Here is a 20,638-nt window from a genome sequence, read left to right on the forward strand (position 1 = left end):
CCTCCATAGGGGACCTGTCCGGCGAAATGTGAGGAGCTCACAGCCAGTGACTTCGTCGGTTGACCGGACCCGGATATCCAGGTCCGGCAGCAAGGGGTTTGGGGGTCAGTGGTCCGTCGTCGGTTTCCAGCGGACGATCTTCGATTCCGCGAACGAAACAGCGAAGAAGAGAACCACGGCAAGCGAAGCCGCAATCACCACTGTCGCATAGAGCAGAGGCGAACGGAAATTGTAGGTCGCCTCGATGATCAGGGCGCCGAGGCCGTAGCTGGAGCCGATCCACTCGGCGACAATCGCGCCCATCACGCTGCTGGTTGCCGCAATCTTCAGCGCAGCGAAAAGGAAAGGCAGCGAGCCTGGCAGGCGAACCCTCCAGAAGATTTCGGAGTTGCTGGCAGACAGGATGCGCATCAGATCGAGCATTGCGGGGCTCGCCGACTTCAGTCCCTGGACCATGTTGACGAGGGTCGGGAAGAAACAGATCAGGCCTGCAATGATGATCTTCGGTGCGATGCCGTTGCCGACGAGCAGCACCAGGATCGGCGCCAGCGCGATGATCGGGATCGACTTGATGATCACGGCGATCGGATAGAAGGCGCGCTCGGCGAGCGGGCTGTGGACGAACCAGACCGCCAGAAGAACGGCAATGACATTGCCGAATATGAAGCCGAGAACCGCTTCCATGAGCGTCGGCCAGAAGTTCGTCCACAGGATGCCGGCGTTTTCGCCGAAGGCCTTGATGACGTCGACTGGCCCGGGCGCCATGAACGTTGGCACCGAAAAGCCCCAGACGACGAGCTGCCAAAGCAGGATGCAACCAAGGATCGCAAGCGTCGCCGGCAGATGTCGCAGGGCAGCGCTGACGGCAGCGTCGAGCGCCCTGAACCTGTTGCCGTCAGTCAAGTCGCGGCCATCCGCTTGTGATGGTAGGGCATTTGCCATCAGCATTCTCCCAAAAGTTTGCGCAGATAGGCGGTAACCTTAATGAACTCGACCGTGTCGCGCATCGCGAGAGACCGCGGATAGGGTAAGTCGACCTTCATGAACTCCTTCACTCGGCCCGGATGGGCCGCGAGCATCAGCAGATGTTGACCGAGAAAGACCGCCTCGGGGATCGAATGGGTAACGAAGAGGATGGTGGTCCCGGTTTCCTGCCAGAGGCGCAGCAACTCTTCGTTCAACTTGTCGCGCGTGATCTCGTCGAGCGCGCCGAAGGGCTCATCCATCAACAGGATGCGGGGCCGGGTCACCAGCGCGCGGGCGATCGCCACGCGTTGGCGTTGGCCGCCCGACAGTTCGTGCGGCATCGCCTTTTCGCGCCCCTTCAGCCCGACGAGAGCCAGAAGTTCTTCCGGATCCGCGTAGGTCGCACCCGCTTCGCGTTTTCCCACCAGCAGCGGGAGACGCACATTGTCGATCACATTGCGCCATGGCAGCAACGTCGCCTCCTGGAAGACGAAGGCGAAATCGCGGCCCTCGCGCGCCTTGCGCGGCGTCTGGCCATGCACGGACACGGAGCCATCGGTGATGTGCACGAGATCCGCGACCGTGCGCAACAGGGTGGACTTGCCGCAGCCGGACGGGCCGAGCATGGTCACGAGCGAGCCGGCAGGTATCTCGACCGAGACGTCGGAGAGTGCGGTGAAGCCGGAGTCATCTGCGCCGAAGCGGATATGAAGATTCTTCACCGACACGGCGGAGCTACCGACTGCTGCCTGGTTGGGTCTGCTACGCGTTTCCAGCATCGCCTTAACCTACGCTCTTGCGGACATCGGCTGTCGCATCCAGGATTGCCATCGTGTAGACGTCGTCTGCATTCGGGACGGGGCCCGTGAACTGTCCGAGATCCGCATAGGTCTTGATCTGCTCTTCCCAGTTTGCCTGGTCCATGCCACCCCATCCCTCGGTAGCGGTGGTTTCGTTGAACACGAACTTCATCAGCGGCCCGATGGCCTCGATCTCGCTCGCCTTGTCCAGGTTCGGGTAGGATTCGAGCAGGATGTCGACGGCCTCTTCCTGGTGATCGCGCGCATAGCCCCATCCGCGTGCCGAACCCGACACGAATGCAGCAAGGTGGTCCGCGTGATTTTGCAGCTGGTCGTCGGTGGTATAGTAGACGTTGGCATAGAGGCGGATACCGCCGTCCCATAGCGTCAGGTCGACCCGGTCATCACCCAGAACCTTCAAGGCGTTGACATTCGTCAGCCAGCCACAGACCGCATCAGCCTGGCCGGTCACGAGCTGGTTCATGTCCGAACCCATGTTGACGATCTTGACCTGGTCTTCCGATATCCCGTTCTTGGCGAGGAGCGCACGAAGCAGAATGACCGAAGTCGGGATCGCTGCGATCGTCTTGCCGATCATGTCCTGAGGCTTGGCAATCGGGTTTGCCTTGCGGGAGAAGTACGCGAAGGGATGTTTCTGGTAGCCGGCTGCGAATGCCTTGATCGGCGCGCCGGCCGAACGTGCCAGCATCACCGATGGGCTGGAGGAGATCTGGCCGATCGTCGACTGGCCGACGGCGACGCCAGCAACGCCGTCGACATTCGGTCCGCCAGGCACGATTTCGAGCTCGATGCTCTTCTCGGCGTAGTAACCCTTCCTGCGGGCAACGAGTTCTCCAAGAAGCCCGTTGGAAGGCAGCCAGCCGAGCTGCATCCGAATCGTCGTGGAATCGGCGGCTAGACCGGGCGAAACATTGATAAGGCTATGGGTCGCAGCAATCGCGCCCATTGCGGCCGCATTCGAAAGGAAACCTCGGCGGTTCATCATAAAACGAGACATATCGTTCCCCTTGCTTGTTATGGGGTCGATGATGATGGAATTTGGCATCTCATAAAGCACAATTTTTAGCGGTTGGTATTGCCGATATGGCAACGCTCAAGGGCCATTCAGGTTTGCCGTTTCGGCAATGGCGGGCTCGAAAGATTCTGCTTTGTGCGAGTTCGATCCCGTCCGATAAGCGAAGACAGGATCAAAGTCTGAACGCCGCGGAGGTATAGATATGGTGCAGAAGAACCTGATCGACGGGGAATGGATCGCCAGTAGCGAAGTGTCCCGCAACATCAATCCATCGAACACCAACGATGTGGTGGGCGAATATGCCCGTGCGTCTGCCGACGATGCCCGCGCCGCGATCGCCGCTGCAAAGGAAGCGTTTCCGGCCTGGTCGCACTCCGGCATCCTCGAGCGCCACGCGATCCTGAGGAAGACCGCCGACGAGATCTTCGCGCGCAAGGACGAGCTCGGAAGGCTGTTGTCGCGCGAGGAAGGCAAGACGCTGGTCGAAGGCATCGGCGAGACGGTGCGTGCCGGCCAGATCTTCGACTTCTTCGCCGGCGAATGCCTGCGACTGGCGGGCGAAGTTCTGCCGTCGGCGCGACCCAATATCGGCGTCGAGATCACCCGCGAGCCGGTCGGCGTCGTCGGCATCATCACGCCCTGGAACTTCCCGATCGCCATCCCCGCCTGGAAGATCGCGCCGGCGCTTTGTTACGGCAACACCGTCGTCTTCAAGCCGGCCGAACTGGTGCCCGGCAGTTCCTGGGCCATCGTCGACATCCTCCATCGCGCCGGCCTGCCGAAGGGCGTGTTGAACCTCGTCATGGGCAAGGGCTCGGTCGTCGGCCAGGCGATGCTCGACAGCCCCGATATCCACGCCATCACCTTCACCGGCTCGACCGGCACGGGAAAACGCGTGGCGCTGGCCTCGGTCGAGCACAATCGCAAATACCAGCTGGAGATGGGCGGCAAGAACCCCTTCGTCGTGCTCGACGATGCCGATCTGTCGGTGGCGGTCGAGGCCGCGGTCAACTCCGCCTTCTTCTCCACCGGCCAGCGCTGCACCGCCTCCTCGCGCATCATCGTCACCGAGGGCATCCACGATCGCTTCGTGGCCGCCATGGGCGAACGGATGAAGGGGCTGACGATCGACGATGCCTTGAAATCCGGCACCCATATCGGCCCGGTGGTCGATGAGAGCCAGCTCAACCAGGACACCGACTACATCGCCATCGGCAAGCAGGAGGGCGCCAAGCTCGCCTTTGGCGGCGAGCTCCTGAAGCGCGACACGCCCGGCTTCTACCTGCAGCCAGCGCTGTTCACCGAGGCGACCAATCAGATGCGGATTTCGCGGGAAGAAATCTTCGGGCCGGTCGCGTCCGTCATCCGCGTCCGCGATTACGACGAGGCGCTCACTGTGGCCAACGACACCCCCTTCGGCCTGTCCTCGGGCATCGCCACCACCAGCCTCAAGCATGCGACCCATTTCAAGCGCAATGCCGAGGCCGGCATGGTCATGGTCAACCTGCCGACGGCCGGCGTCGATTTCCACGTGCCCTTCGGCGGCCGCAAGGGCTCGTCCCATGGCTCGCGCGAGCAGGGCCGCTACGCCGCCGAGTTCTACACAACCGTCAAGACGGCCTACACGTCGGCGTAGATGTGAGCATTCACCCCGCCGTTCGACTGGCGATTAACGTGTTGAACGGCGGGGCAATTCCAATGATCCGACTGACGCAGCAACCGCTAACACGCGGCTCATCAACTCTGGGGATTAAATCCGCTCTCAGAGGACGGCATAGAGGGAGCGCGACGACACCACATACTGGATCGCCGCAAGCAGGAGCGCGACCGCAACGATCACGCCGATACGCAAAATCCTATCAAGGAAGGTTTCCTGGCCCTGCATCGTCAAACCTCGTTCTTCAACAGGTGTATTCGACAATCGCCAAAGCCAAAGTATCATCCTCGCGAGCCTCAGCACAGATCGCGATGAAGAGGCGCAGATACGACGGATGACTTTGTAGGCCCGTCCGCGGCTCTTGATCAGCTACGAACGGGCTCAGAGAGATCGAACTGACTAGAGGGCAGCGCGCTTGTCATGCCTTGCGACGCGAGCAAGCAGGTAGTCGACTTCTGTTCGCGCTGTCGGGGTCAGCATCTGGGCCGGCTTGCGTTGGGCGTCGGAGGCGATGACGCCACGGCGTTTCAGAACATGCTTGCGAACGGCAAGGCCGATGCCAAGCTGTTGCTCGTAACGGATCAAAGGCAGGTGCGCATCGAAGAGATCGTGCGCTTCATCCCTTTTTCCGGCCGCAAACAATCCCATGAGTTCGGTGAGCATGTCCGGGAAGCCATAGCCGGTCATCGCTCCGTCCGCGCCTCGTTCCGGCTCGAAGTCTAGGAACATGCCGCCATTGCCGCAGAGCACCGAAAAGTCGCGAAGTTCTTTCGCCTTCTGCATGGCGCGCAGCTTCGATATCTTTTCAAGGCCGGGCCAGTCCTCGTGCTTCAGCATCAGGCAGGACGTGTGGTTGGACATGATCTTCGCGATGACGCCTGATGTCATGACGACCGTGAGGGTCAGCGGATAGTCCTGGAGAACCCACGGTACATCCTCGCCGACAGCTTCCACCGCGCCGGCGAAGTAGTTGACGATCTGGTCATCGGTGCGCAGGGCGGGAGGCGGAGCGATCATCACGCCAGCGGCACCCATTTCCATCGAGTCACGCGCCAACGAGCGCATGCTGGCAAAACCTGGAGCGGAGACGCCGACGATCACCGGAATTTTGGACCGGGAGACCACGCGCTTGACGATGGCACGGCTTTCCTCCGGTTCGAGCTTCGGGGCCTCGCCCATGATGCCGAGGATCGTGACGCCGGTGCAGCCGCTCTCCTCATAAAAGTCCGTCAGCTTGTCGATCGAATTGAAATCAATCGAGCCGTCCTCGAAGAACGGGGTGGTTGCGATGGCGTAGACGCCCTTGGATTGCGTGCTGAACGTCATTTCTGGCTGTCCTTCCAGGCCTCATACCGGGCCTTCGTTTCTGCATTCATTGGGTAAAGACCGGGAAGCGGCACGCCCCGATCGACTTCACTCATGATCCAGGCCTCCATGCGCTCCTGTTCAGGCGCTTCGGCGAGCACCTCGTCGAGAAGCGCTGCCGGGATGAGGACTGCACCGTCGTCATCGACCACGACAATGTCGTCCGGAAGCACGGCAACGCCGCCGCAATTGATCGGCTCCTGCCATCCGACAAAGGTCAGCCCTGCGACCGACGGCGGTGCTGCGATGCCATTGCACCACACCTTCATGCCGCTCGCCAACACTCCCTCGGCGTCGCGCATCACGCCGTCGGTGACGAGGCCGACAACGTTGCGTTTCGCCATCCGGGCACACAGGATGTCGCCGAAGATGCCGGCATCGCCGATGCCCATCGCGTCGACGACCGCGACACAGCCCTCGGGCATCGCCTCGATCGCCGCCCGGGTGGAGATCGGCGATGCCCAGCTCGCAGGCGTGGCGAGGTCCTCCCGGGCAGGGATGAAGCGCAGGGTAAATGCCTTGCCGACAACCCGCCCCTGGCCAGGCTTCAGCGGCTTGGTGCCACGCATCCAGACATTGCGAAGCCCTCTTTTGAGCAGAACCGTCGTTAGCGTCGCAGTGGATACGCCCTTCAGGGTTTCAACGACGTGAGGCTCAAGTGTCATGATCGATCTCGCCCAAATCAGATGCTGTTGATCAGACCGCCATCGACGCGGATGACGGAGCCGGTGATGTAGGATGCGCGGGGGCTGGCAAGGAAGGTGACGGTGTCACCGTATTCCTTCGGGTCGCCGTAGCGCCCGACTGGAATGGACCCGGTACTTTCGGCGGTGACGTCGGCGACCGGCCGGTTCTCGCGTTTCGCCTTCTGTTCGTCCAGAAACACGATCCGCCCGGTGGCGATGCGTCCGGGCAACACGATGTTTGCAGTGATGCCATCGCGCCCGACCTCGCGCGCCAAGGTTTTTGACCAGCCCACCAGCGCCAGGCGCAGGCTGTTCGAAATTCCGAGATTTGCAATCGGCGCGACGACGCCGGAAGACGTGGAGGTGATGATGCGCCCCCATTTACGCTCGCGCATCGTCGGCAGAACGGCATCGGTGACCGCGATCACCGAGCGAACCATGAGGTCGAAGTACTTCGACCAATCGTCGGGCGACTGGCCTGCGGCCGGCGTCGGCGGCGGGCCGCCGGTGTTGTTGACCAGGATGTCGACCGGGCCAAACGCATTGTTTATGGCGTCGAGCTTCCGACCAACCAGGGACAGGTCGCCAATATCCCAGGTGAGCGGAATGGCCTTGCCACCCTCGGCCTTGATTGCATCCGCGGTCGCCTTGGCGCTTTCCTCGTGGATGTCGGCGACGACGACGGAAACATCTTCGGCCGCAAGCGACCTTGCGATTGCGCCGCCAAGTCCACCGCCGGCGCCGAAGACAAGCGCCGTCTTGCCGTTCAAATGTAGATCCACCTCTTCCTCCTTTGTTTCCGGGGCACTATGGCAACGCGCAAACAAGAGAAAAACCTTCCTTTTTATTCCTTCAGACGATAGTAAAAGTATCGATGGAAACCCGCTTTCTCGAAACCTTCCTGGCCGTCGTTCAACACGGCTCTCTGGCTGAGGCGTCGCGCCGCCTGGGTGTGACGCCGGCCGCGGTCGCGCAACGTATCCAGGCGTTGGAAGACGAGATCGGGCTGCCCCTTCTGGCGCGATCAGGCCGGCGGGTGAAGCCAACCGAAGCGGGCGTCGCGATCCTTGAAAAGAGCCGACGCGTTCTATCGGAAGTCAGACAGTTGAAAGGACTGGCACACGACGACCAGGCATTCGGAGAACTGCGGCTTGGTGCCATCTCGACGGCACTGACGGGCCTGCTTCCGAATGCGCTACGAAAAGTGTTCGACACGACGCCGGGCGTCGACATCTTCCTGCTGCCGGGAACGTCGGCAGAGCTCTATAACAGCGTGCTGGAGGAAAAGATCGACGCGGCGATCCTCGTCAAACCGCCCTTCCCGATACCCAAGACCTTACATTGGGAACTGATCCGGTCGGAGCCGTTCGTCCTTCTGGCGCCGCCCGACCTCGCGAACTTCACCGCCGACCGCTTGCTTCGCGAGCAACCATTCATCCGATACGACAGAAGCAATTGGGGCGGCCGCTTGGCAGATGCCTATCTTCAATCCCAGCGGATTCTTCCTCGCGAGTGGCTGGAACTCGACTCGCTCGAAGCCATATCGGTCATGGTTGAAGCTGGACTAGGCGTATCGCTCATGCCCGACTGGCGTTCGTCCCTCTTCGACAACCTGCGCGTTGCCCGGCTTCCGCTGCGCAACGCACCGTGCCGCGAGATCGGCTTGCTCAGACCTCGCAACGTGCCATCAGCCCGACTGATACAGGCCATTCTCGATGCCATTCGATTATAGAGCGGACCGAACTTCCGGCCGCAGGGGCCGTCCTCGTTCTGGTCTTTACGCGCACCACGATGGCTCGAAGCCGACCCGACGATGGGCTCGTAGACCAACAGTGGATATCTCCGAGAGATCAGTGACTTTCCGGGCCCTGCATCCACTGCGGGATATCCCGTTTGGCATGAAGCACACGCCAAACGTCGATATAATCAGCCTGCTCGCGATAGAAGACGAGATATGGGTATCTCTTCAAATAGACGTTCCGCAAATCAGGTAATCCCAATTCGTACGAATATCTCAATGATCCAGATTCCGGATGGTTCGCGATCAAATCGTATGCCGTTTGAAGAGCGTCGATAAATCCGTGGGCAACTTCAGGTCCCGCCTCGCTTGCGTAATAGTCGACGGCCGCTTCGGCATCATTGCGAGCCAATTCACGTGGAATAATCCGTTTGTAACTCACTTGGCCTGCCGAACTCGTTCGCGCAACCTGGTGAAATAATCAGCGTCGGCCGGTTCAGTCTGATCAGAGGAAGCACCGTCAAGCAACAGCCTGCGCAATGTGAGCCGGTCCTGATCTCGACGAATCAACTCCCGGATATACTCACTGCTCGTCCCATAGCCCCGCCCGGCGACTTGCTCATCGACGAAGCTCTTCAAATAGTCCGGCAGAGAAATGTTCATTGTGCTCATGTGAAAAAGAATACCGTCCTTGGCAAAAAATGGCAAGGACGGTTGATTCCAACAACTTTCACGAGACGCGATAATGCCTAACGCGGTGGCGTTCACCTGATGCGGATTCTACTCGGCCGGCACGGGCCTTGTTTCGCACGGGCGGATGGCGGTGCACCGCCGGGGCCGCCTGAGCTATGCCGGCGTACCCGCAGAGCGCATGCGGTCCTATCTCGGCCGCTTCGCCGAGGCGCTTTCCTGGCCTTGAGGCTGCTGCCGTCGAGCCCCAAGGGACCAGCCGGCAAAGCGGACCAGGAGCCCGCGAAAATGCGCCTCTATGAAGCGCGCCCAATCGCGCGGCTCCTCGGGATTGTCCAGATCCCGCCGGGCAACCACATAGCCGATCCCCCGCAACATCGCGGCCGCCTCAGTGCCGAAAGGCACGCAGCGGTTTGCCGCTGCGCTGGGTGACGCCGACGCCGGGAGCCGCGCCGACCTCCGCATTGGAGGCAGCAAGCAGCGGCTTGCCGCGCACCATGTCTGAGCCACGCTCGGCGAGCATGATCGTCGGCGCGTTGAGGTTGGCGTTCGGCTCTGCCGGGAAGACGGAGCTGTCGATGACCCGGAGGCCGCCGATGCCGCGCGCCCGGAGTTCGCTGTCGACGACGGCCATCTCGTCCTCGCCCATGCGGCAGGAGCCGCAGGGGTGGTAGGTGCTTTCCATGGTCTCACGCACCCAGGCGTCGATCTCGTCGTTGCTGCGCACATCCTTGCCGGGCGCGATCTCCTCGCCGCGGAAGCGGTCGAAGGCGGGTTGGGCGATGATTTCGCGGGTGAGCCGCAGGCAGCGCCGAAAACCTTCGCGGTCCTCCTCGCGGTCGAGATAGTTGAAGAGGATATCCGGCTGCTCGTGCGCCTCCGGCGAGCGCAGCCGCACATAACCGCGGCTCTTCGGCTTGTTCGGCCCCGTCAGCACCATGAAACCGTGACCGTCGAGCGGCTTCTTGCCGTCATAGCGCATGGCGGCGGGCAGGAAGTGAAACTGGATATCCGGCCACTGGAGGGAGGCGTCGGAACGAATGAAGCCGCCGCTCTCGAAATGGTTGGAGACCGAAAGCCCCTTCTTGAAGAGCAGCCACTCCGCACCGATCAGGGCTTTGCTCAAAAGCCCCATCTTGCCGTTGAGCGTGATCGGCTCCTTGCAGGCATACTGGATGTAGACCTCGGAGTGGTCCTGCAGATTCTCGCCGACGCCCGGCAGATCGTGCAGCACCTCGACGCCCGCCTTTTGCAGCACGGCAGCCGGGCCGATGCCGGAGCGTTGCAGGAGGTGCGGCGAGCCGATCGGGCCGGAGGAAATCAGCACTTCGCGGCTTGCCTTCGCCACGACGCGCTCCCCACCCAGCTCGTATTCAACGCCGACGGCACGTTTTCCCTCGAGCAGTACACGCCGCGTCATGGCATGGGTGACGACCGTGAGGTTCGGCCGGCTCATCGCCGGCTTGAGATAGGCATTGGCCGTCGACCAGCGCACGCCGTCCTTGACGGTCATGTGCATCGGCCCGAAGCCCTCCTGCATATGGCCGTTCGGGTCTTTCGTCGTGATATAGCCCGCCTCGCGGCCAGCATCGACGAAGGCCCGGTAGAGCGGGTTCCGCATCCTGTTGCCGGCATTGGTGGCGAGCGGGCCGGCGGCGCCGCGATAGGCGTCGCCCCCGTCCTGCCAGCTTTCGGCGCGCTGGAAATAGGGCAGGCAATTGGCATAGCGCCAGCCGCGCGCCCCAAGCTCCTCCCACTCGTCGAAGTCGCGGGCATGGCCGCGCATGTAGACAAGCCCGTTGATCGAGGAGGAACCGCCGATGACCTTTCCACGCGGGCAGTGGACCCGGCGGCCGTCGAGGCCGGGCTCCGGCAGGGTCATGTATTTCCAGTTGTATTTCGTGCCGTTCATCGGGATGGACAGCGCCGTCGGCATCTGAATGAAGATCGACTTGTCGCTGCCGCCGTATTCGAGGACCAGGACTTTTACGGCCGGGTCTTCCGAAAGGCGGTTGGCGAGCACGCAGCCGGCCGATCCGGCACCGATGATGATGTAGTCGTAGGTATCGCTCATGGCGGTCATCCCGATCTTACGGATAGAGGCCCCAGCCACGCCCGCGGGCGAAAAGTCGGGTCAGGACATAGTGGACCGCGCCGGCTGCAAGGCAGGAAGGCACGGAGGCGGTGAGGTACTTGAACGCCGGCAGGCTCGCGAGTGTCTGCGGATTGAAGACGAGCACGTAGACCGCGAAACCGACGGCAAGCGCAAAGAGGCCGATGGGATTGAAGCCACCCCAGAAACGGTAGGGACCGTTTTCCTGCGGACCGTGCAGGCTGCGCATGTCGAGCTTCTGCCCGCGCAGGAAGAAGTAATCGGCAATGCCGATGCCGGCGAGCGCGGAATTGAGCGCCGAGGTCCAGACGAGGAAGATGAAGAAGCCGTCATACATCTGCGGATAGAAGACCACGAGGCCGAGCGGGATGACGCAGAACAGGAAGAGGATCGCCCCCCAGGAGATGGCCCGCACCGAGGCCGTGCCCACCTGCCGCAGACCGACGATGGAGGTGTAAAGGATGTTGGCCATCGAGGTCATGTTGGCGAAGGCGACGAAGAGCAGCGCGATGATGCCGATGACGGGGCCGGCGATCTTGGTCATCCAGATCGTCGGGTCGCTGTCGCCGAGTGCGACGGCGGCGAGCAGGCCGACAATTTCGCCGAGTGCGGCGGCACCGAAAATGCCGAGGATGTTCGGCCAGAAGGCGGTGCGTTCGTTCTGGGTGAGGCGGGCGAGATTGCCGATATAGGGCCACCAGGAGAAGCCGGCGGCAAGGTTCACTTCGATAGCGATAATGAAGTTGAGCGTATTATCCTCAAACGGCGGGGAAAGCGCCGGCATCGCCAGCAGCTCGGAGAAGGAGCGGTGCTGGAGAATGAGGTAGAGCATCACGATCATCAGGATCACCAGCGCGGGCGAGACGACCATGTTGAAGAACTTGATCGAGGTCGGCCCTTTGGCGACGATGAACCAGGTAACGAGGATGGCGCCGACGGCGGCGACGATCATCTTGATGCCGGTCGGGTTGGTGGCCTCGCCGGAGCTCAGCGCTGTCAACCCGTCGATCGAGCGGCCGAACATCATGGCCAGCACCGCAAGCCAGCCCATCGTGAGCACCACGACGGCCAGCACATAGACGACGCGGCTGCCGTTATAACCGAACTGGCTGCGCAGCGCGACGAACTGCTCGATGCCGTAGCGGCCGGAAAGCGGCGTGGTGGCAAGTGCCGTCAACATGACACCGACGATGTTGCCGATGATGATGGCGGCGATGCCCTCCTTCGGTCCGACGAAGAGGCCTACGGAGCCGCCGATCAGGAAGGCCCAGGTGGCGATGGCGAGCGCCGAATTGGCGTAGGTGAATTCCCAGAAACCCCAGAGCCGTTCAGCGGGCAGGAGCGGTGCATCGCCGCGTTCGGCCGCGGCTCGGTTGGCGGAGGCTTCCTCCCGTTGGATTTCAGCGGCGGCAAGCCCGCCATTGGCGACGTGTTCGGTCATCTCATGCCCCCCAGAACCAGGAGCCGAGGACCAGCACGAGCGTCAGTACGGTCATGCCGGCATAATCGAGGGCGGTCATCGTGCCTTCGAAGCGGTGACCCGCCTCGATGTCTTCATAGATGCGGGCGCGGCGTCCCAGTTCGTTCTGCCAGGCGATATCGTTTTCCATTTTTGGTTCCCCTATCGCGTCGCGCCTTCGGCGTCTTTCTGCGATGAAAGGCGGCTCCATCAGCCGCCGGTGGTGCGAAGCGGCCGCCCATGGGCGGCGGCCGCAAGGTTTACGGCAACGTGATCCACACCGCCTTGGTCTCCATAAGGTAGTCGAGTTGCTCCGGCCCCAGGTCCTTGCCGAAGCCCGAGGCTTTGAAGCCGCCGAAGGGCATGGAAGGATCGATGGTGCTGTGGGCATTGACGTAGACAGAGCCCGCATGCAGGCGCGGGATGAGCGTGTGCACGCGCGCGAGATCGTTCGAGTAGATCGCGGCGGCGAGGCCGAACGGCGTGTCGTTCGCCAGCGAAACTGCGTCCTCCAGCGTGTCGAAAGGGCTGGTGACCAGCACAGGCCCAAAAATCTCCTCGCGCACGATGCTCATCTCCGGCTTGCAATAGGCAAAGATGGCGGGTTCGATGAAATGGCCCGGTCGGTCGGCGCTGCCGCCGCCATGGATCAGCTCCGCGCCTTCGCGGCAGCCGGCCTCGATATAGCTGGAAACCACCTTCTTCTGCTGCGCCGAGACCATGGGGCCGATGTAGCAATCACGGTCGAGGCCTGGCGCGAGCTTCAGCGTGCGGGTGACAGCGACCAGTTCTTCGAGGAAGGCGTCATGGACCGACCGCTGGACATAGACGCGGGTGCCGGCATCGCAGACCTGGCCGGAATTGAAGAACACGCCGTTTGCCACCGCCCGGGCAGCACTTGCCAGATCGGCATCGTCGAGCACCAGCACCGGTGATTTGCCGCCGAGTTCCAGCGTGACGTGCTTCAGATTGCCGACCGCCGTGCGGCCGACCTCCTGCCCAACGGGCGTCGATCCGGTGAAGGTCACCTTGTCGATGCCCGGATGGGTCGACATGGCCGCGCCGATGACGCTGCCCTTGCCCGTGACGATATTGACCACGCCATCGGGAATGCCGGCCTCCTGCACCAGTTCGGCAAAGCGCAGGGTGGATAGCGAGGTGAGTTCCGCCGGCTTGACGATGACGGTGCAGCCGACAGCAAGGGCAGCTGCGAGCTTCCACGCCATGGTCTGCAGCGGAAAGTTCCACGGCACGATGGCGGCGACGACGCCGAGCGGTTCCTTGCGGGTATAGGCGAGATAATTTCCGGGAATGGAAGGTTCGACGGTGCGGCCGTGCAGCTTTGTCGGCCAGCCGGCGAAATAGCGGAACGTATCGACCGTGCCCTGGATGTCGATCTCGCGGGCGAAGGTCACCGACTTGCCCATGTCGATGGCTTCGATTTCCGCCAGCTCGTCGGCATGGGTCTCGATGAGGTCGGCAAGGCGATGCAGCAGCCGTTCGCGCTCGAGCGGCTTGAGGAGACGCCAGGCGCCGCCATCGAACTGGGTGCGGGCAGCGCGGACGGCCCGGTCGAGATCGTCCGTAGTGCCCGAGGGCGCGCGGGTGATCAGGCCGTCGGTGGAGGGCTCAAAAATATCGAAGGTCGCGCCATTGCCGCTGTCGACCCAGGCGCCGCCGATGAACATCTTCTGGGGCTTGGCCAGAAACCGCCGCGTCGCATCGCTGACGCCGTATTGATCGAGATAATTGCGGACGCTTTCGTCCATGTCTCTTCCTCCTCGTCGGCCGCCGCAGGCGTGCCGGCCCTTCCCGGGTCTTCGCTCAGCGTTTTTCGGCTCTTGCATGCATGACGCGGCCGATGAGGTTCATAAGAACCTGCGCGGCCAGAATGGAGGTGCCTCCGGTGTGGTCGTAGTCGGGGGCGACCTCGACCAGATCGATGCCGACGATGTTCCCGCGCTTGGCGAGCGCCGCCAGGATCTCCAGCACCTCGTAATAGATGAAGCCGCCATGCGACGGGGTTCCCGTTCCCGGCGCGATCGACGGGTCGAAGCCGTCGATGTCGATGGTGACATAGTAGCGTGCGCCGGCCGGCACGCGCTCGACCACCGCATCCGTGCCCAGCGCCCGGATCTGGCGAACGGAGAGAATATCGGAGCCCATCTTGCGGGCATCCTCATAACCTTCCTTGGCGGTGGAGGAGACGTTGCGGATGCCGAGCTGCGACAGGCCGCTGACATAGGGCTTTTCCGCCGCACGCCGCATCGGGTTGCCGTGGCCGTAGCGCACACCATGGCGCTCGTCGACGAAATCGAGATGGGCGTCGATCTGCACGATGTGGATCGGACCGTTCTTCTCGCAATCCTCGGCAAAGGCATTGACGCACGGGATGTTGATGGAATGGTCACCGCCGAGCACCACCGGCAGTGCGCCGGCGGCCAAAATCTTGCGGACGCCGAACTCGATGTTCGCGTGGCTCTTCATCGTGTCGGTGTGGACGATGTCGGCATCGCCGATATCGACGATCGAGACCGCGCCGCTCGGCAGATAGGTGACGTCGTCCTCGTGATCGTAGGCGCCGCCGTGGCCGAAGGAAAAGAGGGTCGAGGCCTCGCGGATCGAGCGCGGTCCGAAGCGGGTGCCGGCACGCCACTGGGTGCCGCAGTCGAACGGAGCGCCGAGGATCGCCACGTCGGCGTCGATCGCGTCCCAGTCCGGCTGGTAGGGATATTTGCCGAAGGTGCAGATGCCGACGAACGGCAAGTTCAGACGCCCGGTTTCATAGGAATTGCTGGTCATGTGTCTCCTCCACAGATGAAGGAGTGTGCGGAAGGCCGATACACTTAAAAATATCTATGATTGGATGTTTAGTTGTGACTTAATCAATGCATGATCAACAAGGTTCGCCACCGCGTTCTCAACCTATCGCTGGGCGATGCTGAACTCCGGCTGCTGCGCGTCTTTGCTTCAGTCGTGCAGCACGGCGGCTTTTCCGCCGCGCAGTCAGCGCTCGGCATGACGCAGGCGACAATCTCCACCCATATGCGCAATCTGGAACAGCGGCTGGCCTTGCGCCTGTGCACCCGCGGCCGCAGCGGCTTCCAGCTAACGGAGGAAGGGCGGCTCGTCTATGACGCGGCGCTCGAACTCTTCGGCTCGCTGGAGAAATTCCAGAGCCGCATCGGCGAGGCGCAGGGTGAGCTTTCCGGCAATCTCAGCTTCGGCACCGTCGATGCGATGATCACCAATCGCGAACTCGACCTTCAGGGCGCGCTCGCCAGCTTCCATGCGAAAGCGCCGCGCGTGCATCTGGAAATTGATGTCGCAGCACCGCAGGTGCTGCACCAGGGGCTACTGAACGGCTCCTACCAGGTCGTGCTCATGCCATCGGTCGGCAGCGTCACGCCGCATGTCCGTAGCCAGCCGGTGTTTTCCGAAGTCCAGAAACTCTACTGCGCCGAGCGCCACCAGCTCTTTGCCCACCCCGACGAAGAGCTCACCGACGCGGTGCTGGCATCCCAGTCCTTTGCCGGCCGCACCTATATGCTCAACGAGACGATCTGCGGCGTGAACTTCACCTGGGCCGCCGCAACGCCGCATATGGAGGGCACACTGCTGCTTCTGCTTTCCGGTGCTTACATCGGCTTCTTGCCCGATCACTATGCAGAGGAATGGGTGCGCACCGGCCGCCTCAGGGTCCTTGCCCCCGAGCGCATGACCTTCGAGGATATGTTCCACATCGCCTATCCCCGCAACAAGCCGTCACGCGCGGCCGAAACCCTGGCAGAGGCGATTACCGAGAGCGTGCGAAAGCCGCACTGATGTTTTCCGCTGGCCCCGGAAACCAGGGCCAGACGGCTCAGTCCTAGGACAATTCCAGGAAATGTGTGAAACGGTTTTCCGCCCGGAATTGCGTTGCTTCGACGAGTTGGATCATTTCACTGTTTCGATGAAACGATGAAATGATCTGGGGCCGGTCCAGGTGTAGCAACCGCCGCATCGCTGAGGGCAGACATGGTGCAAAGCGGCGCAGCATGCGCCCTGCCCAGCCGGAAAACGCAAGGCAGACCGCAGTTTCACTGCTCACGTCCTCACCGCCCCGCTCTGCAACCACGTAGCCGATGCCGCGCAGCATTTTCCGCTCCCTGCCCTACCGAACCCGAACGGGCTCGGCGTAGTAGGGCAGCCGGTCGATCCGCGGCGACCACAGTCCCTTGTCGACGACCGTGCGCACATGCGCCGCGATCTCCTCCATCGGCGCGAACCAGACGTCCCCGCGCTGAAGAACCTGCTCAAGGAAGCGGTGCACTACTTCCCAGCGCGCAAGGCGTCCGGTGGCGAATGGATGCACGACCGGCACCCAGAGCGCGCCGTGCCGGTAGGCGGCCTCGAACTCCTGCGCGAAGGCGGCAAAGCCCTGCTCCGGCGCGCGGATCGGCATCATGTAGTGGAGATCCATAGACTGGACATATTGCGCCCAGTCGTCGAGACCCCAATGCGAGGGCAGCTCCACCAGGCGGCCGGCATCGCATTCCAACCCGCGGTGCAAATTCCTTCGCCCAGGAGCCGCACCAGCCCGAGCACCCCATGCTTGGAGGCGACATAGGGCGAGAAGGTCTCGCGGCGGTAATAGGCCATGTCGGACGCGGTCATGATCAGACGGGCCGGCACCTCCACTGTCCCCTCCATCAGCCCAATCGCCATTCTTCCAACGAAGAAGCTGCCGCGCAGGTTAATGGAGATCACTCGGTCGAAATCGGCGGCTGGAGTTTGCTATTGGGAGACGGTGCGCGTGCGTCCGAAGGCGCGCAGTAGCAGGTTCACCGAAACAGCGATCTTGTCGATGTCGGGGACGTCTCGGGAGTAGCGCCCGGTATAGAGCTTGACGATCATCTGGTCGCGCTCTTTGCCGCTGAGTTCGTAGTGAAGGTGAAGGTAGAAGCGCCTCTTGTCTCCGGCGCGCGAGATGTCGCCGCGCCGCTGCGTCACTTGCCTGAGATCTGCATGTAGCGGCTCGAAGCCATCAAGTCTGAGCGTCACCTGTGTGGACTGGAAACGCACTTCAGTCGGAACGGCGACCACCGCCTTGTCGAGTGAGAGGCTGACCACGCGCCCCGGCGTGCCGTCGACATTGGCGGGCTCATCGAGCCTAAAAGCCTGGAAAAGGCGACACGGTTTCTCAAAGCAGATGAGAGAAGCGATGACAAGGACGACGATGTTGATCCCCGACCATACGGCCCCAATCGCCGAAAACGAGCCGTGTATCCGCGCCGTTTCCGGAACGATGTTGATCAGGAGCCCCAGTGCTGTGGCAGTGATGAAGCCCGCGATCCAAGAGAACGTGTAGGCATCGAAGGCGTTGGCCTCGTTACCGGTGCCTTTCGGGGTCACCTTGAACGGCTTGCCGAAGGGCCGTACGAGGCTGGAAACGACCGTCGGCAGCATGCGAAAGGTTGCGAACGTCCCGACGGCGCTGGAAACTACAGGGAGGTAGCGCGTCGGGGTGATCCACAGCATCAACAGGAAATAGGCCGCCAGAACGGGAAGCTGGTTAGAGACATAGTCGGCAACGCCGGTGAAGTGCAGCGGCAAGGCGCCGAACCAGAGATAGGCGATTGGCACCATCAGGACGATCAGGCGCACGACGTACTGCACGAGCCAGGACATGGGAAGAAACATGATCCGCTGGAACAACGACAAGCCCGGTCCGCGCAAGGGGCCGTTGTGGAGATAGAGCGTCTGGATGCCGCCCTGGCACCAGCGCTCTCGCTGGACGAAATAGCCCGTCAGGTTCTCGGCTGCCAACCCCATCGACAGGCGCTCGTTCAAGTAACGGGTCTTGTAGCCTTTGTTCAGCATCGACAGTGTCGTCAACAAATCTTCGGTGATCGACTCCGTCGGGAAGCCGCCAATCGCGTCGACTGCCTTGCGGCGGGCGATCGAGCACGACCCACAGCAGAAGCTGACGTCCCAGACGTCGCGGCTCGGAGCGATCTCGTCGAAAAAGAGGCGCTGTTCGTCCGGCCAGATGTTCTCCAGACCCAGGTTTGACTGGACCGGATCGACATTGAAGAAATGCTGCGGCGTCTGGACGATGCCGATCTCCTCGTCCGAGAAGAACGGCAAAGTACGCTTGAGAAAATGGCGATAAGGAACAAAGTCGGCATCGAAAATGGCAATGAAGTCGCCCGAACTCGCGCGGAGCCCGTTGTTCATGTTTCCGGCTTTCGCGTGCGCATTGTCCGTTCGCGTCAAGTGGACCGCGCCTCGCTCTGCGCAGAAGCTCTTCAGCCAATCACGCCTGCCGTCATCGAGGACATAGACCTTGAACTTGTCTTTCGGATAGTCGAGTGCCAACGCCCCGACGATCGTCCGCTCCAAGACATCGAGCGGTTCATTGTAGGTCGGAATAAAAACGTCGACTGTAGGCAGATCCTGTTGTTCGCGAGCGAAGAACGTCTTTCCCAAGCGGTCCGCTTCGGAACTCCGGTCAACGTATCGGCTCATCAAAATGAGGAAAAGGACAACCTCGGTGAAGGCAAGGAGCTCGATGATGAAAACAACCCAAACCCACCATGCGTTCGCGCCATCGGCTGGATAGGGAAGAACGGTCTCGAAAAGACGCCAGACCATATAGCGCAGTGCGACAGCGCCAACGACGGCGCAGGTGATCGTGCGCGCCCAGCTTTGATGCCGTGACCAGTTGGATGGCCCAAGCAGGAAGAAGGCGATAACCAGCAATGTGGGCGCGAGCGCTAAAAGAGGTTGAACCACAAGCCTTTGATCCACTGCGTCAGTTGCAGATTGTGCCTGGAGATGCGTACCTGGGCGGTCCGCCCCACCTGGCAAAAATTGCCGAAATCGGTGTTGAGCGCTGAGGGTATGAGTTGAACGCGGATCCTGGCATCGCGCTCCTCGGCCTCCGGCTCCTTGGCAGCTAGATTGTCCTTCTCGACAACGGCAGAAGAGCCTTTGACTGCCTGCACTTTCGCCTTGAAGACTTCGCTCCGACCGAGGAGCCGAACCTCCGCTTCGCGACCCGGATAGATCTCGTCGTAATCGACTTCGGGAACGAGGATATCGACGAAAAGCTCGCGGCAATCGAGGATACGCAGCAGCTCGTTGTTCAAGATGACATTGGAACCGTTGACGACGTTCCGGGTCCACACCACGCCGCTGAATGGCGAAGAGACCGCCGCCAATTCGAGACTGCGAACGCGCTTCTCCTCCTCGACCAATTGATGGTCTATCTGGTCGGCGCGCGTGCTGTTTTCGACTATGCGGGTGTTGATATCGTTTATGCGAACGATCACCTCGTCCTGGCGCTGGCGGGAATAGGGTACATCGTTTTGACCATCGCCCACTATGAATATCCCCTGACGAAGCGCCGTCAGTCGTTGTTCGAGCAGCTCGAGCGACAGATTGCTGATCTCGACCTCACCGCCCGTGGCGGCGCCCGCGGCAGCGGCCGACTCCACCATTTTGCGCGTAAAAATCCCTTTCGACTCCAACTCCTGCCGTCGGTCGAGGTCTACCTTGGCGACGAAGTCCTGGGCGCGCGATACCTCGACCCGCTTCTGCAGGATGCGAAGCTCGCGTTCCAGACTTGCAATGGTGGCGTTCTTGAAATTCTCGAGCCGATCGGCGAGTTGGGTGCGCAACGCGACAAGTTCGTCCCGTTCCCGCTCGAGCGCGGCAACGCGATCTACCGCGGTCTTTCCTTCCGCCTGAAGCGAAGCAAGGATCGCCCGATTGACCCGATCATTGCGGATCGTCAGAAGCGTCTCGCTGGCGGCTACCGGGGTGCCGATCCGGGGTGGTGCCTGCTCAATCTCGCCATCGATCGGCGCGTTGATCACTGCAAAGCGAGCGTTGACCGTGCCATCAAGGCTGGTAAAGCCCGTGAGCCCCGGCAAGAGCACGACAATGGCAAGTGCCAGAAGCAGGATCCCAACGACAATGCGTGTGACGCGATGGTTCAGGAGCTGCATGCGCAATCCCACTCACTACCGTTGACAACGACGACGGGGCTAGCGACATGCTCCCACCGCCGGGTTAACTTCCGGTGAGATGACGAGATGAACAACCCTCAAAATTGTATGTTTTGCAGCTGAAGATTGTCTCA

General features: G+C 61.8%; 21 protein-coding genes and 1 pseudogene. 3 read left to right on the forward strand and 19 right to left on the reverse strand.

The annotated features are described in order from the left end of the window. Positions 1-105: 105 nt before the first annotated feature. From IB265_RS29225 to IB265_RS29235, 3 genes are read right to left on the reverse strand one after another with little or no spacing between them, the layout of a single operon-like run. Positions 106-942, reverse strand: a complete 837-nt coding sequence (locus tag IB265_RS29225) for an ABC transporter permease (RefSeq protein WP_057251117.1) — start codon at positions 940-942, stop codon at positions 106-108. Continuing rightward, a complete protein-coding gene (locus IB265_RS29230) occupies positions 942-1,745 on the reverse strand; it encodes an ABC transporter ATP-binding protein (protein ID WP_057251116.1) in 804 nt (267 codons plus the stop codon). The genes IB265_RS29225 and IB265_RS29230 overlap by 1 nt, the downstream gene beginning before the upstream one ends. Positions 1,746-1,749: 4 nt before the next feature. Further along, positions 1,750-2,784 (reverse strand): ABC transporter substrate-binding protein, encoded by a 1,035-nt coding sequence (locus IB265_RS29235; RefSeq protein ID WP_192495553.1) that lies wholly within the window; start codon positions 2,782-2,784, stop codon positions 1,750-1,752. 220 nt (positions 2,785-3,004) lie between these two features. Between IB265_RS29235 and IB265_RS29240 the strand changes: the two genes are divergently transcribed. Next, a complete protein-coding gene (locus IB265_RS29240; protein ID WP_192495554.1) occupies positions 3,005-4,438 on the forward strand; it encodes an aldehyde dehydrogenase family protein in 1,434 nt (477 codons plus the stop codon). Positions 4,439-4,564: 126 nt separating this feature from the next. On the opposite strand, the gene IB265_RS37395 is transcribed toward IB265_RS29240, so the two are convergent. The 4 genes from IB265_RS37395 to IB265_RS29255 form a co-directional block, all read right to left on the reverse strand. Next, the gene (locus tag IB265_RS37395; protein ID WP_256436675.1) at positions 4,565-4,687 is read right to left on the reverse strand and encodes a hypothetical protein; all 123 of its coding nucleotides are present in this window, start codon (positions 4,685-4,687) and stop codon (positions 4,565-4,567) included. 171 nt (positions 4,688-4,858) lie between these two features. Then, positions 4,859-5,785, reverse strand: a complete 927-nt coding sequence (locus IB265_RS29245) for a dihydrodipicolinate synthase family protein (protein ID WP_192495555.1) — start codon at positions 5,783-5,785, stop codon at positions 4,859-4,861. Then, positions 5,782-6,489, reverse strand: coding sequence for a ribonuclease activity regulator RraA (locus tag IB265_RS29250; RefSeq protein WP_057248677.1), 708 nt, complete (start codon positions 6,487-6,489; stop codon positions 5,782-5,784). The genes IB265_RS29245 and IB265_RS29250 overlap by 4 nt, the downstream gene beginning before the upstream one ends. A gap of 17 nt (positions 6,490-6,506) precedes the next feature. Next, a complete protein-coding gene (locus tag IB265_RS29255; protein WP_057248678.1) occupies positions 6,507-7,292 on the reverse strand; it encodes an SDR family oxidoreductase in 786 nt (261 codons plus the stop codon). Positions 7,293-7,384: 92 nt separating this feature from the next. Between IB265_RS29255 and IB265_RS29260 the strand changes: the two genes are divergently transcribed. Next, positions 7,385-8,242, forward strand: a complete 858-nt coding sequence (locus IB265_RS29260; RefSeq protein ID WP_057248679.1) for a LysR family transcriptional regulator — start codon at positions 7,385-7,387, stop codon at positions 8,240-8,242. A 118-nt stretch (positions 8,243-8,360) separates the two neighbouring features. On the opposite strand, the gene IB265_RS29265 is transcribed toward IB265_RS29260, so the two are convergent. The 7 genes from IB265_RS29265 to speB all read right to left on the reverse strand — a co-directional run bounded on the left by IB265_RS29265 (position 8,361) and on the right by speB (position 15,312). Next, positions 8,361-8,690, reverse strand: coding sequence for a type II toxin-antitoxin system RelE/ParE family toxin (locus IB265_RS29265; RefSeq protein WP_057248680.1), 330 nt, complete (start codon positions 8,688-8,690; stop codon positions 8,361-8,363). Beyond that, a complete protein-coding gene (locus IB265_RS29270) occupies positions 8,687-8,920 on the reverse strand; it encodes a type II toxin-antitoxin system ParD family antitoxin (protein ID WP_057248799.1) in 234 nt (77 codons plus the stop codon). The genes IB265_RS29265 and IB265_RS29270 overlap by 4 nt, the downstream gene beginning before the upstream one ends. Positions 8,921-9,326: 406 nt before the next feature. Continuing rightward, positions 9,327-11,012, reverse strand: coding sequence for a choline dehydrogenase (gene betA / locus IB265_RS29275; protein ID WP_192495556.1), 1,686 nt, complete (start codon positions 11,010-11,012; stop codon positions 9,327-9,329). Between the two features lie 16 nt (positions 11,013-11,028). Further along, on the reverse strand, positions 11,029-12,492 hold the full coding sequence (locus IB265_RS29280; protein ID WP_192495557.1) for a cytosine permease: 1,464 nt from the start codon (positions 12,490-12,492) through the stop codon (positions 11,029-11,031). A gap of 1 nt (position 12,493) precedes the next feature. Beyond that, positions 12,494-12,661 (reverse strand): hypothetical protein, encoded by a 168-nt coding sequence (locus IB265_RS29285; protein ID WP_110881590.1) that lies wholly within the window; start codon positions 12,659-12,661, stop codon positions 12,494-12,496. Positions 12,662-12,770: 109 nt separating this feature from the next. After that, positions 12,771-14,279, reverse strand: coding sequence for an aldehyde dehydrogenase (locus tag IB265_RS29290; RefSeq protein WP_112994711.1), 1,509 nt, complete (start codon positions 14,277-14,279; stop codon positions 12,771-12,773). 55 nt (positions 14,280-14,334) lie between these two features. After that, the gene (gene speB / locus IB265_RS29295; RefSeq protein WP_192495558.1) at positions 14,335-15,312 is read right to left on the reverse strand and encodes an agmatinase; all 978 of its coding nucleotides are present in this window, start codon (positions 15,310-15,312) and stop codon (positions 14,335-14,337) included. Between the two features lie 90 nt (positions 15,313-15,402). Here speB and IB265_RS29300 point away from each other — a divergent pair, with 90 nt between their 5' ends. Next, the gene (locus tag IB265_RS29300) at positions 15,403-16,335 is read left to right on the forward strand and encodes a LysR family transcriptional regulator (protein ID WP_112994709.1); all 933 of its coding nucleotides are present in this window, start codon (positions 15,403-15,405) and stop codon (positions 16,333-16,335) included. 43 nt (positions 16,336-16,378) lie between these two features. On the opposite strand, the gene IB265_RS29305 is transcribed toward IB265_RS29300, so the two are convergent. The 5 genes and pseudogenes from IB265_RS29305 to IB265_RS29325 all read right to left on the reverse strand — a co-directional run bounded on the left by IB265_RS29305 (position 16,379) and on the right by IB265_RS29325 (position 20,504). Beyond that, complete coding sequence (locus IB265_RS29305) at positions 16,379-16,648, reverse strand: hypothetical protein (RefSeq protein WP_112994708.1); 270 nt, start codon at positions 16,646-16,648, stop codon at positions 16,379-16,381. Between the two features lie 15 nt (positions 16,649-16,663). Continuing rightward, complete coding sequence (locus IB265_RS29310; protein ID WP_192495623.1) at positions 16,664-17,062, reverse strand: hypothetical protein; 399 nt, start codon at positions 17,060-17,062, stop codon at positions 16,664-16,666. Continuing rightward, positions 16,954-17,271 (reverse strand): annotated as a pseudogene (locus IB265_RS37845) (SDR family NAD(P)-dependent oxidoreductase); the annotation flags it as partial. The gene IB265_RS29310 and the pseudogene IB265_RS37845, both read right to left, overlap by 109 nt. A 15-nt stretch (positions 17,272-17,286) precedes the next feature. Beyond that, complete coding sequence (locus IB265_RS29320) at positions 17,287-19,287, reverse strand: glycosyltransferase (protein WP_192495560.1); 2,001 nt, start codon at positions 19,285-19,287, stop codon at positions 17,287-17,289. Next, positions 19,269-20,504, reverse strand: coding sequence for an HlyD family efflux transporter periplasmic adaptor subunit (locus tag IB265_RS29325; RefSeq protein ID WP_192495561.1), 1,236 nt, complete (start codon positions 20,502-20,504; stop codon positions 19,269-19,271). Before IB265_RS29325 ends, IB265_RS29320 begins: the two co-directional genes overlap by 19 nt. Positions 20,505-20,638 lie beyond the last annotated feature (134 nt).

It is taken from the genome of Ensifer sp. ENS10 (assembly GCF_014852025.1).
GTDB lineage: Bacteria > Pseudomonadota > Alphaproteobacteria > Rhizobiales > Rhizobiaceae > Ensifer.